Origin of the sequence: Gryllotalpicola kribbensis (genome assembly GCF_039538245.1) — a bacterium.
GTDB classification, from domain to species: domain Bacteria; phylum Actinomycetota; class Actinomycetes; order Actinomycetales; family Microbacteriaceae; genus Gryllotalpicola; species Gryllotalpicola kribbensis.
In genome coordinates this window covers 428,412-442,503 of the sequence record NZ_BAABBX010000016.1, presented here as the reverse complement: position 1 = coordinate 442,503, position 14,092 = coordinate 428,412, and the positions used below count along the sequence as shown (strand labels likewise).

The 14,092-nt window shown below is 72.2% G+C and carries 10 protein-coding genes; 5 read left to right on the top strand and 5 right to left on the bottom strand.

The window, feature by feature from the left end:
- Positions 1-56: 56 nt before the first annotated feature.
- Positions 57-1,688, bottom strand: a complete 1,632-nt coding sequence (locus ABD716_RS14385; protein WP_344778035.1) for a SulP family inorganic anion transporter — start codon at positions 1,686-1,688, stop codon at positions 57-59.
- A 148-nt stretch (positions 1,689-1,836) separates the two neighbouring features.
- Between ABD716_RS14385 and ABD716_RS14380 the strand changes: the two genes are divergently transcribed.
- The 4 genes from ABD716_RS14380 to ABD716_RS14365 are packed head-to-tail and all read left to right on the top strand — an operon-like array spanning position 1,837 to position 8,408.
- A complete protein-coding gene (locus ABD716_RS14380) occupies positions 1,837-2,565 on the top strand; it encodes a hypothetical protein (protein WP_344778033.1) in 729 nt (242 codons plus the stop codon).
- Positions 2,562-4,181, top strand: a complete 1,620-nt coding sequence (locus ABD716_RS14375) for a Y-family DNA polymerase (protein WP_344778032.1) — start codon at positions 2,562-2,564, stop codon at positions 4,179-4,181. Before ABD716_RS14380 ends, ABD716_RS14375 begins: the two co-directional genes overlap by 4 nt.
- Positions 4,181-7,678, top strand: a complete 3,498-nt coding sequence (locus ABD716_RS14370) for an error-prone DNA polymerase (protein ID WP_344778030.1) — start codon at positions 4,181-4,183, stop codon at positions 7,676-7,678. The genes ABD716_RS14375 and ABD716_RS14370 overlap by 1 nt, the downstream gene beginning before the upstream one ends.
- Positions 7,679-7,709: 31 nt before the next feature.
- On the top strand, positions 7,710-8,408 hold the full coding sequence (locus tag ABD716_RS14365) for a hypothetical protein (protein ID WP_344778028.1): 699 nt from the start codon (positions 7,710-7,712) through the stop codon (positions 8,406-8,408).
- 98 nt (positions 8,409-8,506) lie between these two features.
- On the opposite strand, the gene ABD716_RS14360 is transcribed toward ABD716_RS14365, so the two are convergent.
- Together ABD716_RS14360 and ABD716_RS14355 are read right to left on the bottom strand one after the other, a co-directional pair.
- Positions 8,507-9,028: a DUF6328 family protein gene (locus tag ABD716_RS14360; RefSeq protein WP_344778026.1), complete on the bottom strand. Its 522-nt coding sequence runs from the start codon at positions 9,026-9,028 to the stop codon at positions 8,507-8,509.
- Between the two features lie 9 nt (positions 9,029-9,037).
- Positions 9,038-10,903 carry a DEAD/DEAH box helicase gene (locus ABD716_RS14355; RefSeq protein ID WP_344778024.1) on the bottom strand — a complete coding sequence of 622 codons (1,866 nt, stop codon included), beginning with the start codon at positions 10,901-10,903 and terminating at the stop codon, positions 9,038-9,040.
- 96 nt (positions 10,904-10,999) lie between these two features.
- Between ABD716_RS14355 and ABD716_RS14350 the strand changes: the two genes are divergently transcribed.
- The gene (locus ABD716_RS14350; RefSeq protein WP_344778022.1) at positions 11,000-11,824 is read left to right on the top strand and encodes an SGNH/GDSL hydrolase family protein; all 825 of its coding nucleotides are present in this window, start codon (positions 11,000-11,002) and stop codon (positions 11,822-11,824) included.
- Positions 11,825-11,852: 28 nt separating this feature from the next.
- Here the strand turns inward: ABD716_RS14350 and ABD716_RS14345 are convergent, their stop codons facing one another.
- The gene (locus ABD716_RS14345) at positions 11,853-13,205 is read right to left on the bottom strand and encodes a D-alanyl-D-alanine carboxypeptidase family protein (protein ID WP_344778020.1); all 1,353 of its coding nucleotides are present in this window, start codon (positions 13,203-13,205) and stop codon (positions 11,853-11,855) included.
- A gap of 31 nt (positions 13,206-13,236) precedes the next feature.
- Positions 13,237-14,040 carry a TrmH family RNA methyltransferase gene (locus tag ABD716_RS14340; RefSeq protein ID WP_344778018.1) on the bottom strand — a complete coding sequence of 268 codons (804 nt, stop codon included), beginning with the start codon at positions 14,038-14,040 and terminating at the stop codon, positions 13,237-13,239.
- Positions 14,041-14,092 lie beyond the last annotated feature (52 nt).

Below are 14,092 nucleotides of genomic sequence, written 5' to 3'. Positions count from 1 at the left end.
TGAGAAAGGTCACAGGCGGCCTGGGCCAGGTTATCGGGCGACGCGGCGCGGGAGCGTCACGACAGCTCGTCGAGCGCCTCTCGGCAGGTGCGGAACACCCGGCTTCCGGCGAGCAGTCCGTGGTGCTCGAGCTCGACGCGCAGCACGGCGCGCGCCCGGCAGTAGTCGACCGAGATGCCGCGCTCGGCGAGCTCGGCCAGTGCGGTGCGCAGCACGGCGGCGCCCGTCGCGTCGATTCCGGTGATCGCCTCGCCGTCGAGGACGAGGTGGCGGATGCCGGCGTCTGCGCCTGAGGCGGCGAGTCGGATGCCGCGGGCGAGGGCGCCCGCGCTCGCCGCGTCGACGGGCGCAGCGAGCCGCACGATGACGATGCCGGGCGCGCTCGGGCGCGGCGGCGGGCTGCCGCGGCGCAGCGAGGCGATGGGGCGGCCGTCGCCGTCGATGACGTCGAGGGGCGGGGCGGATGCCGCGCGCAGCACCCGCAGCAGGCCGATGGCCGCCGCGCCCGCGAGCCCCCAGAGCGGCCCGAAGGCGAGGGTGGCCGCGAACACGAGCAGTGCGAGCAGGAACTCGCCCTTCGTGGTGCGCCAGAGCGCGCGGGCGTCGCGGAGCCGCAGCAGCGGCCAGGTCGCGACCGCGGCGATGGCGCCGAAGGCCGGCGTCGGCAGATCGCCCAGGAAGCCGGCGCCGAAGACGACGGCGCCGAGGACGAGCAGCGCGGCGACGAGTGTCGGCAGCTGCGAGGTCGAGCGCAGCTCGTCGAGGCGGGCGCGGCGCAGCGGCGAGGGGCCGAGCGCGAAGCCGCCCGAGAGGCCGCTCGCCGCATTGGCGAGCCCGTAGACGATGCCGCTGCGCGCCGCGGCGGGCTGGTAGCCCGCGTCCTCGTCCTGATGCAGGGCGAGCGCGGCGAGCGCGATCACGAGGGCGCCGGGGATGACGGCGAGCCAGTCCCCCGCCGCGAGGGCGGGGAGGCCGAGCGGCGGGCGGCCGCCGTCGATCGCGCCGACGGTGGCGACGCCGCGCGGCCCCAGGTCGAACACCCGGTAGCTCGCGAAGGCGGCGAGGGCGGCGGCGAGCTCCCACGGCAGCCGCCGGGCGATGCGTCGGCCGAGGAGCAGGATGAGGAGCGTTCCGGCGGCGACGGCGATCGCCCAGACATCCGCCGTGCCGAGCCCGGCGACGAGGGCGCGGGCATGGTGCGGGAAGCCGTCTGCTGCGGCATCCGTCACCCGCCGCGCCAGCCGGACGCCGAACATCGCCGCGATCTCGCGCGTGAGCAGATCGAGTGCGACCGCGGCGCCGAATCCGAGCAGCACGGGGCGCGGCAGCAGCACCGTCAGCCGGCCGAGGCCGAACAGGGTGATGAGGGCGAAGGCGCCGCCTGCGACGAGCGCCTGTGCGGCGGCGAGCTCGGCGTACGCGCTCGTTCCCGGGCGCGCGAGCGGGGTGAGCGTCGCGGCCAGGAGCGCGACGACGGCGGCGTCGGGGGCGGCCGTGAGGCGCCCGGTGGCCGCGAACAAGGCGAAGACGATGCCGGGCACGATCAGGCTGTAGAGCCCGGCGACCGGCGGCAGGCCGGCGAACTGGGCGAAGGCCATCGCCACGGGGGCCGACATGGCAGCGAGCGTGACGCCCATGAGCGCTTCGCCGCGCCAGGTGCGCCGGGTCGCCCCTGCGAGCAGTGCCATGGTGTCATTCTGGCGGCGCCGCTCGCCCGATGTCGGAGGCGCGTGGAAGCCTGGTGGACGCCAGCTGGGTGTTCGAGGCAGGTTCGATGAGTTCGGATTTTCCCGGCTTGACATGTTCGAATGCGAGTTCGAACATGGATGCGTGGGGATGGCTCAGCGGAACACGATCGAGACGGGTGGCGCCTTCGAGAAGGCGCAGGCCGATCTCGAGCGCATCCGCGAGCTCAAGGCGCGCATCTCGGGAATGGAGCGCACCCGGCTCGACACCCGTGCGCTGCCCACGCTGCCCGCCTTCCTGTCGCTGCTGCCCGGTGGGGCGCTGCAGGCCGGCTCCGTCTATTCGGTCGCGGGGTCGATGACGCTCGTGATGGGCCTGCTCGCGGCCGCGAGCGCCGACGGGGCCTGGTGCGGGGTCGTCGGCGTTCCCGAGTTCGGGGCAGAGGCGGCGGCCCGCTTCGGCATCGAGCTGGGGCGGCTCGTGCTCGTGCGCGAGCCGGGGCGCGCCTGGCTGCCCGTCACGGCGGCGCTCGCCGACGCGCTCACGATCGTCGTCGTGCGGCCCGGCGACCGGGTGAGCGATACAGAGGCCGCGAAGCTCGCCGCCCGGCTCCGGCAGCGCGGCGCCGTGCTGATCTCGCTGCTGCCGGAGGGAGCGCCTGCCTGGCCGGGGTCTGAGACGACGCTCGCCGTGACCGAGAGCCGCTGGGTCGGCATCGGGCGCGGCCACGGCTACCCGCGCGAGCGGCTCGTCACGGTGCGCTCCGAGCTGCGCTCCGGCCGGCCGCGGGTCGCACAGCTGCGGCTGCCCGGTGATTACGGCCGTGAGGCGAAGCCCGCAGCATCCGTGCCCGCCCTGCGCTGGGAGCGGGTGTCATGAGTGCGGGTGCCGGGCAGGGGGCGCTCACCCGTTCGATCGTGCTGTGGTGCCCCGACTGGCCGATCCGGGCGGCGCTGCTCAAGTACCCGTCGATCGCCGAGGGCGACGCGATCGCACTGATCGAGAAGGGGCTCGTGTTCGCCTGCTCGGCCGCGGCGCGGGCCGCCGGGGTGCGGCGCGGGCTGCGGGTGCGCGAGGCGCAGGCGCGCTGCCCCGAGCTCGTCGTGCTGCCCTACGACCCGCAGGCCGACGCGCGGTTCTTCGAGCCGCTGCTCGCCGCCGTCGAGCAGACGGTGCCCGGGGTGCAGCCGATCAGGCCCGGCATGTGCGCGCTGCGCTCGCGCGGCCCTGCGCGGTACTACGGCGGTGAGGTCGAGGCTGCCGAGGTGCTGCTCGGTGTGCTCGCAGACCACGGGGTGCCCGACGCGCGCGCCGGGGTGGCCGATGGTCCCTTCGCGGCCGAGCAGGCGGCGAGGCATCCATCGACGGGCAGTGCCGAGCGGGCTGTCCTCGTCGTCTCAGAGGGCGGCTCCCCCGCCTTCCTCGCCGCCTTGCCCGTCGCGGCCATGGGCGACGAGGCGTTCACGGCGCTGTGCCGGCGCCTCGGGCTGAACACGCTCGGGGCGCTCGCCGGCATGGCCGCCGACGAGCTGGTCGAGCGCTTCGGCGTGACGGGCGCGCGGGTGCACGCCCTCGTCACCGGCCGTGACGCGCAGGTCGTCGTGCCGCGGGCGCCGCAGCGGGCGCTCGAGCGCCGACTCGTCTTCGACGAGGGGCTCGATCGCGTCGACCAGCTCGCCTTCGCCGCCCGGCAGACCGCAGACGACGTGATCGCGGGGCTCACCGAGGCGAAGCTCGTGGCGACGGCCGTGACGGTGACGATCCAGACGGAGGACGGCGCCGAGAGCTCGCGCACCTGGCTGCACCCGCGCTGGTTCACCGCCGCCGATCTCGTCGACCGGCTGCGGTGGCAGCTGCAGGGCGTCGGCCCCGGAACGGGAGCGCTCGAGGCGCCGGTCGTGCAGCTCGTGTTCGCGCCGGAGAGCGTCGATGCGGCGCACCACCACGAGCAGGGGCTGTGGGGCGACGCGCCCGACGAGCGCGTGCACCACGCGCTCTCGCGCGTGCAGAGCATGCTCGGGCACGACGCCGTCGTGACCCCCGCGCTCGGCGGCGGCCGGCTGCTCGACGACCGGCAGGTGATGGTGCCGTGGGGCGACCGCTCCCCCGCGGGAACGGCCGAGCGGGCGGCGCAGCCCTGGCCGGGCGCCCTGCCCGACCCGCTGCCCGCGACGGTGTTCCTGCCGCGGGTGCGGGTGTCCCTGCTGACGGATTCCGGTGAGCCGGTCTCCGTCTCCGATCGCGGTCTCGCCCTGGGCGAGCCCGCGCTGTTCGCGTACGGCCCCGGGGCACGCCCGATCGGCTCGCACGCCGAGGCACTGCGGCTCGCGCGCCCGATCACCGGCTGGGCCGGCCCGTGGACCGTCGACGAGCGCTGGTGGGACGCGCAGGCGGCACGGCGCGTGCACCGCTTCAGCGTGGTCGACGCCGACGGCATCGCCTGGCTGCTGCTGTTCGACGGCGAGACGTGGCTCGCGGAAGCGAGATACGACTGATGGGCTTCAACAACCCGCCGATCCCGTGGTCCGAGTTCGAGCGGAAGCTGTCGGGGCGACGCGCCACGGGCGGCCCCGATCGGGACGCAGACGGCGGCGACTCCCCCGCCTGGAGCCGGGCGCGGCTGCCGGTCACCCCGCGGCGCCTCGACTACGAGACCGGGCCGTACGTGCCCTACGCCGAGCTGCACGCGCACTCCGACTTCAGCTTCCTCGACGGCGCGAGCGACCCCGAGTCGCTGCTCGAAGAGGCCGCGCGGCTGCGTCTCTCCGCCCTCGCGATCACCGACCACGACGGGCTCTACGGCGTCGTGCGCATGGCTGAGGCGGCCGAGGCCTACACGGGTCGGGTCGCGACGGTGTTCGGCGCGGAGCTCTCGCTCGGGCTCACCGGCCCTCAGAACGGCGTCGCCGACCCGCAAGGGTCGCACCTGCTCGTGCTCGCCCGGAAGCAGGAGGGCTACCACCGCCTCGCCGCGGCCATCACCGACGCGCAGCTCGCGGGCGGCGCCGAGAAGGGCCGCCCGATCTACGACCTCGCCGCGCTGCCGGGCGTGGCAGGCGGCCACTGGCTCGTGCTGACGGGGTGCAGAAAGGGCGCGGTCCGGCAGGCGCTTGCGGGCACGGGCGGGGCGGATGCGTCGACGGGGCTCGATCCGGGCGCTGCCGGGCGCGAGCTCGACCGGCTCATCGAGCTGTTCGGCCGCGACAATGTGCTGGTCGAGCTGTTCGATCACGGCGACCCGCTCGCAAGCATCCACAACGACGCGCTCTACGAGCTCGCCCAGAAGCGCAGGCTGCCCGTCGTCGCGACCGGGAACGTGCACTATGCGAGGCCCGCCGATCGGCCGCTCGCGACCGCCGTCGCCGCGGTGCGCGCCCGCCGCAGCCTCGACGAGCTCGACGGCTGGCTGCCGGCGGCGGGCGCCGCGCATCTGCGCAGCGGGGCCGAGATGGCGCGTCTGTTCGCGAGGTACCCCGGGGCGGTCGAGACGGCCGTCGACGTGGCATCCGACCTCGCCTTCGAGCTGCGCACCGCGAAGCCGCGCCTTCCTCAGCAGAACGTGCCGGCCGGGCACACCCCGATGAGCTATCTGCGCGAGCTGGTCGAGCTCGGCATCGCCGAGCGGTACCCCGAGGGGAACCGGCCGGAGCCGATCGAGAAGATCCGCGAGCGGCTCGACCACGAGCTCGGCGTCATCGAAGAGAAGGACTTCCCCGGCTACTTCCTGATCGTGCATGACATCGTGCAGTTCGCGCGCGAGCGGGGCATCCTCTGCCAAGGGCGCGGCTCGGCGGCGAACTCGGCGGTCTGCTACGTGCTCGGCATCACGGCCGTCGACGCGATCTTCTACCACCTGCCGTTCGAGCGCTTCCTCTCGTCGCTGCGGGAAGGGGAGCCCGACATCGACGTCGATTTCGACTCGAAGCGGCGGGAGGAGGTCATCCAGTACGTCTTCGGGAAGTACGGCCGTCGCAACGCCGCGCAGGTCGCCAATGTGATCAGCTATCGGCCCAAGGCGGCGGTGCGCGATATGGCGAAGGCGCTCGGGCACTCCCCCGGCCAGCAGGACGCGTGGACCAAGCAGGTCGAGGGCTGGGGCGCCCACATCTCGACGGACTCCGGTCACGACATCCCCCAGCCCGTCATCGATCTCGCCATGCAGCTCATGCACGCGCCGCGGCACCTCGGCATCCACTCGGGCGGCATGGTGCTCACCGAGCGGCCCATCGGCGAGGTCGTGCCGATCGAGCACGCCCGCATGGACGGGCGCACCGTGCTGCAGTGGGACAAGAACGACATCGAGTGGATGGGGCTCGTGAAGTTCGACCTGCTGGGGCTCGGCATGCTCGAGGCGATGCAGTACATGCTCGACCTCGTGCAGAACCGCGTCGGCGAGCACTGGACGCTCGCGACCCTGCCGAAGGAAGAGCCCGCCGTCTACGACATGCTCTGCCGTGCAGACGCGATCGGGGTGTTCCAGGTCGAATCGCGCGCCCAGCTCGGCACGCTTCCCCGCCTCAAGCCGCGGCGGTTCTACGACCTCGTGATCGAGGTGGCGCTGATCAGGCCGGGGCCGATCCAGGGCGGGGCGGTTCACCCGTACATCCGGCGCCGCACGGGCGCCGAGCCGGTGACCTATCTGCACCCGAAGCTCGAGCCGGTGCTGTGCCGCACCCTCGGCATCCCGCTCTTCCAAGAGCAGATCATGCAGATGGCGATGGCGGTCGGCGGGTGCACCGCCGCCGACGCCGACCAGCTGCGGCGCGCGATGGGCTCGAAGCGCGGCGTCGAGAAGATCGACACGCTGCGCGCGAAGCTCTTCGCCGGCATGGCCGAGAACGGCATCACGGGCCACGACGCCGAGAGCATCTACGAGAAGATCGAGGCCTTCGCCGGCTTCGGCTTCGCCGAGAGCCACTCGCTGAGCTTCGCGCTGCTCGTCTATGCGAGCTCGTGGCTCAAGCTGCACTACCCCGCCGCGTTCCTCGCGGGGCTGCTGCGCGCCCAGCCGATGGGCTTCTACTCGGCCCAGTCGCTCACGGGCGACGCGGTGCGCCACGGGGTGACGGTGCTGAACGTCGACCTGATGCGGTCGAACGTGCACGCCGATCTGGAGCCGCTCGATTCAGGGGCGATGACGGATGCCTCGCCCGCGGCGCCCCCCACAGGAATGGACGAGTGCCTGCACTGGCACGCGACGGGCTCCGGCGACCCCGACGTGCTCGACGAGACGACTCCCTTCGACCCGAAGGCTCCCGACGAGTCGGCCGCGCACCGCCGCGACGGGAACTTCGCCGTCAGGCTCGGCCTCGCCGAGGTGAACTCGATCGGTGAGGCGGTCGCCGAGCGGATCGTCGCCGAGCGCGCGCTCGCCCCCTTCGCCGACCTGCACGATCTCGCGCGCCGGGTGGGGCTGAACGCGACGCAGCTCGAGTCGCTGGCAGCGGCCGGCGCGTTCGAGTCGCTCGGGCTCACGCGCCGCGAGGCGGTGTGGCAGGCGGGCTCCGCGTCGCGCGAGCGCCGCGACTACCTGCCGGGCACCGCCGTCGTGGTGCAGCCGCCGCTGCTGCCGATCCTGAGCCCGGCCGAGCAGGTCGTCTACGACCTGTGGGCGACGGGGGTCGCGCCGGGCGACCACCCCATCAGGCACGTACGCGAGCTGCTTCGGGGCGGGGGCGTGCTCTCGGCCGCCGACCTCATGACGGCGGACCCCGGCAGCAGGGTGCAGGTCGGGGGCGTCGTCACGCACAGGCAGCGGCCGGCGACGGCATCCGGCATCACCTTCGTGAACCTCGAAGACGAGACGGGCCTCGTCAACGTGATCGTGTCGGTCGGGGTGTGGCAGAAGTATCGCCGCGTGGCGCGCGAGGCGCCGGCGATGGTCGTGCGCGGCATCCTCGAGCGCAGCCCGGAGGGGGTCGTCAGCATCGTCGCCGACAAGCTCGAGCGGCTGCCGCTCGCGGCGAAGACGAAGTCTCGCGACTTCGGGTGACGCAGCGCGCGGGCAGCGCCAGACTGTCCGCATGCACTTCCGCGGGCATCTCGGGTCCGATGCGCCGGACCCGGCTCTCGAGATCATCGAGCAGGTCAAGCGGATGCCTGTGCCGGTGCTCGGCCTCGTGCCGCAGCGCCACCTCGAGGACTGGGACGCGTTCGGCATCGCCAGCAGCGGCCACGACGGCGAGCTCTATTCGTGCGCGGTGTCGATCAGCTACACGCTGTGGCGGAACCCGCACAACATCGACGACCCGCGGAACCTCGCCGAGCTCGATGATGCGCTGCGCGTCGAGCTCGGCGAGGACGTGCCGTGGGACCGGCCCGCATGGCTGCTCGAGCGCGTGCGCCGCATGCGCTACCCCCTGCTGTGGGAGGCCGTGACGACGCACTGGAACGCGGAGCCGAGCGCCCACGACGCCGCCCCGGCGCAGCTCGCCGCGCACGTGAACCACATCCTGATGAACGGCTTCCGCGCCACCCGCGTGCGCGGCGCAGGTGGAGACGGCGGCCCCGGCGAGCTCGACAGCCCCGTCGACGAGCGCCATGCGGAGCACGGCGTGACGCTGCTCGTGAACGGGTACGAGCGGTCAGGCATCCGCATCGACACGGACCCCGATGTGTACGGGGTCGGCGTCGCGCTCGACGATGCCAGCTGCGTGACGGCGGTGGTCCCGCGCGACGAGCTGCGCTTCATCGATCTCGCCTTCGCGACGAGGCGGTTCTGACCAGGAAGGCATTTCCTCCGCCCGCGACAATGTGAGATGCGGAGGAAAAGCGGCGCAGGAGAACGCCGCGCGGGGAACGCCGCATGAGCGGTGGTCGATCACCTCGTCTGCCCGCGCGACTCGCGGGTCTCCTGCGCCTCTCGGCGCAGCACGTCGAGGGGCAGCACCACCCAGAGGCCGATGATCACCACCGCCGCGACCGCCGCCGCGACGATGCCCGCCGTGAGCGAGATCACGAAGTAGAAGAGGAAGAGCGCGACGCCGACGATCAGCAGCGCGACGGCGAAGAGCGTCACGCGCAGGATGCGGTTGCTGATCAGCACCGCCTCCTTCTTGGCGTGATGCTGGAACAGCCAGCGGTGCAGCGACACGGGCGCGAGGGCGAGAAGCGTCGATGCGCACGCGAGCCCCACGAGGATCAGGTACACCACGATGCCGAGCGTCGGAAGCTGCGTGAAGCGCTGCTGGAACGCGAGCGCGAGCAGGAAGCCCGTGAGGATCTGGTTTCCGGTCTGGGTGACGCGCAGCTCCTGCAGGATGTCCTGCCAGTTGCGGTCGTAGCGCTGGGCATCCGATTCCCCGGGGCGATTCAAGCTGTCGGGGCGCGCGTCCTCGCTCATGAGGCGAGATTAGTGGGTGTGCCCCAGGCGCTTCCGCAGCAGCTGGATGCGCGCCTCGAGCTGCGTCATCGACGCCTTCGCCACGGGGGGCCCGCCGCAGATGCGGCGCAGCTCGGCGTGCACGAGGCCATGAGGCTGATCGGATGCCTTCGCATACAGCCCGACGAGGGAGTTGAGCAGCGAGCGCTGCTCTTTGAGCGTGCGGTACAGCGGCAAGGGCTTGGCCGGCGACGGCGGCTCCTCGGGGGAAGGCGCCGGCCGCGATGCGGCGCGCTTCGACTGCCGCGCCTGCCGGTGCATCAGCAGCTCGTGCACCTGCTCGGGCTCCAAGATGCCCGGGATGCCGATGAAGTCGAGCTCCTCTTCGGTCTCGGGCTCGGCGTAGCCGCCGTAGTCCTCGCCGTCGAACAGCACCCGGTCGAACGCCGCGTGTGAGCCGAGCGCCTGGTACGAGAACTCGCCCTCGAGCGAGTCCGACGCCTTGTCGTCCTTCTCGGCGGCCTGCATCATCGCGTCTTCGGGGTTGTACAGGTCCCCCTCTTCCGACGAGATGTCGCGGTCGAGGGCGTGGTCGCGCTCGAGCTCGAGCGCGCCGGCGAGCGCGATCAGCGGCTCGACGTCGGGCAGGAACACCGAGGCGGTCTCGCCGCGCCGCCGAGCGCGCACGAAGCGCCCGATCGCCTGCGCGAAGAACAGCGGCGTCGACGAGTTGGTCGCATAGACGCCGACGGCGAGGCGTGGCACGTCGACGCCCTCTGACACCATGCGCACCGCGACCATCCACTTCGAATCGGATGCCGCGAACGCGCTGATGCGGTCAGAGGCCTCCTTTTCGTCGGAGAGCACGACGGTGGTCTTCTCGCCCGTCATGCGGTCGAGGATCGCGGCATACGCCCGGGCCTGCTCCTTGTCGGTCGCGATGACCAGCCCGCCCGCGTCCGGGATCTGCTGCCTGACCTCGTCGAGGCGGCGCGTCGCGGCCGAGAACACGGCGGGGATCCAGTCGCCCTCGGGGTCGAGGGCGGTGCGCCACGCCTGCGAGGTGACGTCTTTGGTGTTGCCCTCGCCGAGCCGCGCCTCCATCTCTTCGCCGGCGCGGGTGCGCCAGCGCATGTGCCCCGCATAGACCATGAACAGCACGGGCCGCACGACGCCGTCGGCGAGCGCCCGCCCGTAGCCGTAGTTGTAGTCGGTGAGCGAGGTGCGGATGCCCTTGGCGTCGGGCAGATAGGTGACGAACGGAATCGGCGCGGTGTCGCTGCGGAACGGCGTTCCCGTCAGCGACAGCCGCCGGGTGGCGCGCTCGAAGGCCTCGCGCACGGCGTCGCCCCACGAGAGCGCGTCGCCGCCGTGGTGCACCTCGTCGAGGATCACGAGGGTGCGCGCGTCTTCGACGATCTCTTTGTGCAGCGACGCCTTCGCGGCGACCTGCGCATAGGTGACGGCGATGCCGCGGTAGTGGCGGGCGAAGCGCCGGTGCGCGTTCTTGAACTCGGCATCGAGGTGGATGCCGACGCGCGCGGCCGCCTCTGCCCACTGACGCTTCAGGTGATCGGTCGGGGCGACGACGACGATGCGGTCGACGGTGCGGCGGCCGAGCAGCTCGGTCGCGAGGCGCAGCGCGAAGGTCGTCTTGCCCGCGCCGGGCGTCGCCGACGCGAGGAAGTCGCGCGGCTCGGTGCGGAAGTACTCGTCGAGCGCCTCCTGCTGCCAGGCGCGCAGCCGGGTGGCCGTTCCCCACGGTGCGCGCGCCGGGAACGCCGGCGACAGGTGCTCGGCGGCGAAGGTGCCCGGCGTGTGCGTGCTCGATTCGCCGGAAGCCGCGCCCGGGTCGGGCAGCTCGTCGGGTAGCGCAGAGATAGCCGAATCAGACATGCGGATGCGATGCTAACAAGAGGCACCGACACCGCCGGGCGTGTCCCCCACGGGCGCGCCAGACACGGTGCGCACATCGGTGGCAAACTATTTAACATGCCCGAACTATCTACTTTCACCCGATATGTGGCGCTCGGCGACAGCTTCACCGAGGGCTTGGGCGACCCTTACCCCGACGCCGCCGACGGGTTCCGCGGCTGGGCCGACCGGGTCGCGGAAGTGCTCTCTGCGCAGGCCGCGGCTCAGGCATCCGAATTCGCCTACGCCAATCTCGCCGTGCGCGGGAAGCTGGTGCGCCAGATCCTCGCCGACCAGGTCGAGCCCGCCGTGCGGCTGCAGCCCGACCTCATCACGATCTCGGCGGGCGGGAACGACGTGATCCGCCCCGGCACCGACCCCGACGAGATCGCCCGCATCTTCGAGCAGATCATCGCGCGGCTCGCGACGACCGGCGCGACGATCGTCGTGTTCACCGGGGTCGACGTCGGCTGGTCGGGCACGTTCAAGGCGCTCAGAGGCAAGGTCGCGGTGTACAACGAGGACGTGCGCGAGATCGCGGCGAAATACGGATGCCTCGTCGCCGATCAGTGGTCGCTGAGAGAGATCCAGGACCAGCGGATGTGGTCGATCGACCGCCTGCACATGTCGCCCCTCGGCCATCAGGCGGTCGCGCGCATGGTGCTGCGCACGCTCGGCGTGCCCAACGACCTGCCCGTGCTGACCCCGGCACCCGTGCCGCCGCGCACCTGGCGCGAGGCCCGTGCGCAGGACCTGCAGTGGGCGAAGGAGTACGCGTGGCCGTGGGTCGTGCGCCGCATCAAGCACGTCTCGAGCGGCGACGGCCTGCCGCCGAAGCGCCCCGCGCTCGCCCCGCTGGTGCCGATCGCCGAGTCGATGGCGGACGTCGAAGAGCGCGGCTGAAACCCGGCCCCGGGCCCCGCGAGCGGGGCTACGAGCCGAGCAGACTGCGCTTGTCGAACAGGTCGCGCCAGACGGGCAGGTCCTGCCAGCCGAAGACGACCTGGGGGTGCGTGAGCCTCCACCAGGCGTCGGGTGCGGCGAGCGCGCGCTCGGTCACGAGGTCGGCGACGACCTTCTTGCTTCCGTAGCTGAAGGTGACGGTCCCGGCGACGTCTTTCGCGTCGGCCGTGGTGAGCTTGTCGGTGGTCACCTTCACGGCGACCGAGCTCGCCGAGTAGATCTCGACGCTCGGCTGCGTGGCGGCCAGGAGCCGCGTCGACGCGCCCCACGGCGTCGAGTACGTCGCGTAGACGGTCTTCCCGGCGTTCGTCAGGTCGACCCGGTGGAACGCCTTCTCGTAGCTCGCGATCAGTTTGGGGACACCGCTCCACAGCGCCGCATAGCTGGGCTGGCCGATCATGACGCCCACCAGGGTGCGGCTCGTGCCGTTGACGGTGACCTCGGCGGCGAACAGCAGGCAGTGCCCCGCCTGTTCGGTGTAGCCCGTCTTGACGCCCTTGATGCCCCCGTGCCCGATGAGTGGGTCGGTGTTCTTGATCGTGCCGAGGGTCGGAAGCGTCGTCGACGAGGTGCTCACGATCTTGGCGAGCACCGGGTTCGCGATCGCGAGCTCGCCGATGCCGACCAGGTCGGTCATGTTGCTCACGCTGCCGGGATCGAACCCCGAGGGGTCGGTCATGTGGGTGTGGGTGAACCCATTTCTCTTGAGCCACGCGTTGGCGGCATCCACGAACTTCTGCTGCGAGCCGTACGACCACTCGGCGAGCGAGCGCGCATAGTTGTTGGCGCTCTCGAGCATCATCACCGTCATCGCCTGCGTGAGGTTCAGCTTCTCGCCTGCCTCGACGGTCGCCCACGAGCCGCCCTCTGACCACACCTGGTGCAGGATGTCGACGTCGTGCTGGTCGAACGCGATCGCCGGCCCCGGGTTGCTCGTCGTCACCGGGTATTTCTGCAGCAGCACGAGCGCCGTGATGGTCTTCGTGATGCTCGCGATCGGAACGCTCGCGTCGCTGCCCGTGCTGCCGAGCAGCCCGGGCTGGCCCTCGAGGGCGATGGCGGCACCGCCCTCGGCCGGCCACGCGGGCGCGACCGGCGCCGTCTCGATGGAGGCGACCGCGTCGGCGGGCACGACCGCGGCCGTTGCCGGCAGGGGATGCATCAGGCTCGCGGCCACGTACGCGATGGCCGCCAGCGTCGCGACACCCACCGAGCCGATGGCGGCGATGGCGTCGCGGCGACGGCCGCGCGGGGCCTTCTTCGCGCCCTCGCTCGTCGTGCCGACGCCGGGTTCGGGTTCGACGTCGAGGGCGAGGTTCACGACGTACGATGCTACGGCCTGCGCCCAGGAATCAGCGCAGAGCCCACAGCGCCACGGCGCTCGCCGAGGCGACGTTCAGCGAGTCGACGCCGTGCAGCATGGGGATCGTGACGACCGTGTCGGCGGATGCCAGCGCGCGCCGCCCCAGCCCGTCGCCCTCTGCCCCCATCACAAGCGCGACGCGTTCGGGCGCGGCAGCGGCGAAGCGGTCGAGCGTCACCGCGTCCTCGGCGAGAGCCAGGGCGGCGATGTGGAATCCGCTTGCGTGCAGCAGTTCGGCGGCGCCGTCCTTCCAATCCGGAAGCCGCGTCCATGGCACCTGGAGCACCGTTCCCATCGAGACGCGCACGCTGCGGCGGTAGAGGGGGTCTGCGCAGGTGGGGGTGACGAGCACGGCGTCCGCACCGAGTCCTGCCACCGAGCGGAAGATCGCCCCGACGTTGGTGTGATCGACCAGCCCGTCGAGGACGACCACGCGCCGGGCATCCCTCAGCACCTCGGGCACGCTCGGCAGGGTGGGCCGATGCATGGCCGCGAGCGCGCCCCGGTGCAGGTGGTAGCCGGTGAGCCGCTCGAGCAGCGGCGCGTCGCCGACGAAGACGGGCACGTCGGGGAATCCCGCGAGCAGCGGCGCCACATCGCCCAGCCACTGCTCCTGCACGAGGACCGAGCGCGGCCGGTGGCCCGCCTCGAGGGCGCGGGCGATGACCTTCGTCGACTCGGCGAGGTACAGGCCGCCGGCCGGCTCGGTGACGCGGCGCAGGGCGACGTCGGTGAGCTTCGAGTAATCGGCGAGGGCGGGGTCGTCGAGGTCGTCGATCCGGCGGACATCCATAGGAAACATCTTGCCCGTAGCATTTTGAGTAACAGCGAGGAGGTGCGCCGTG

Bases quoted from the DNA above. Each gene is read 5' to 3' on its own strand.
- ABD716_RS14375 (WP_344778032.1), top strand. From the start codon at position 2,562: ATGAGTGCGGGTGCCGGGCAGGGGGCGCTCACCCGTTCGATCGTGCTG.
- ABD716_RS14380 (WP_344778033.1), top strand. From the start codon at position 1,837: ATGGCTCAGCGGAACACGATCGAGACGGGTGGCGCCTTCGAGAAGGCG.
- ABD716_RS14370 (WP_344778030.1), top strand. From the start codon at position 4,181: ATGGGCTTCAACAACCCGCCGATCCCGTGGTCCGAGTTCGAGCGGAAG.
- ABD716_RS14385 (WP_344778035.1), bottom strand. From the start codon at position 1,688: ATGGCACTGCTCGCAGGGGCGACCCGGCGCACCTGGCGCGGCGAAGCG.
- ABD716_RS14355 (WP_344778024.1), bottom strand. From the start codon at position 10,903: ATGTCTGATTCGGCTATCTCTGCGCTACCCGACGAGCTGCCCGACCCG.
- ABD716_RS14360 (WP_344778026.1), bottom strand. From the start codon at position 9,028: ATGAGCGAGGACGCGCGCCCCGACAGCTTGAATCGCCCCGGGGAATCG.
- ABD716_RS14340 (WP_344778018.1), bottom strand. From the start codon at position 14,040: ATGGATGTCCGCCGGATCGACGACCTCGACGACCCCGCCCTCGCCGAT.
- ABD716_RS14350 (WP_344778022.1), top strand. From the start codon at position 11,000: ATGCCCGAACTATCTACTTTCACCCGATATGTGGCGCTCGGCGACAGC.
- ABD716_RS14365 (WP_344778028.1), top strand. From the start codon at position 7,710: ATGCACTTCCGCGGGCATCTCGGGTCCGATGCGCCGGACCCGGCTCTC.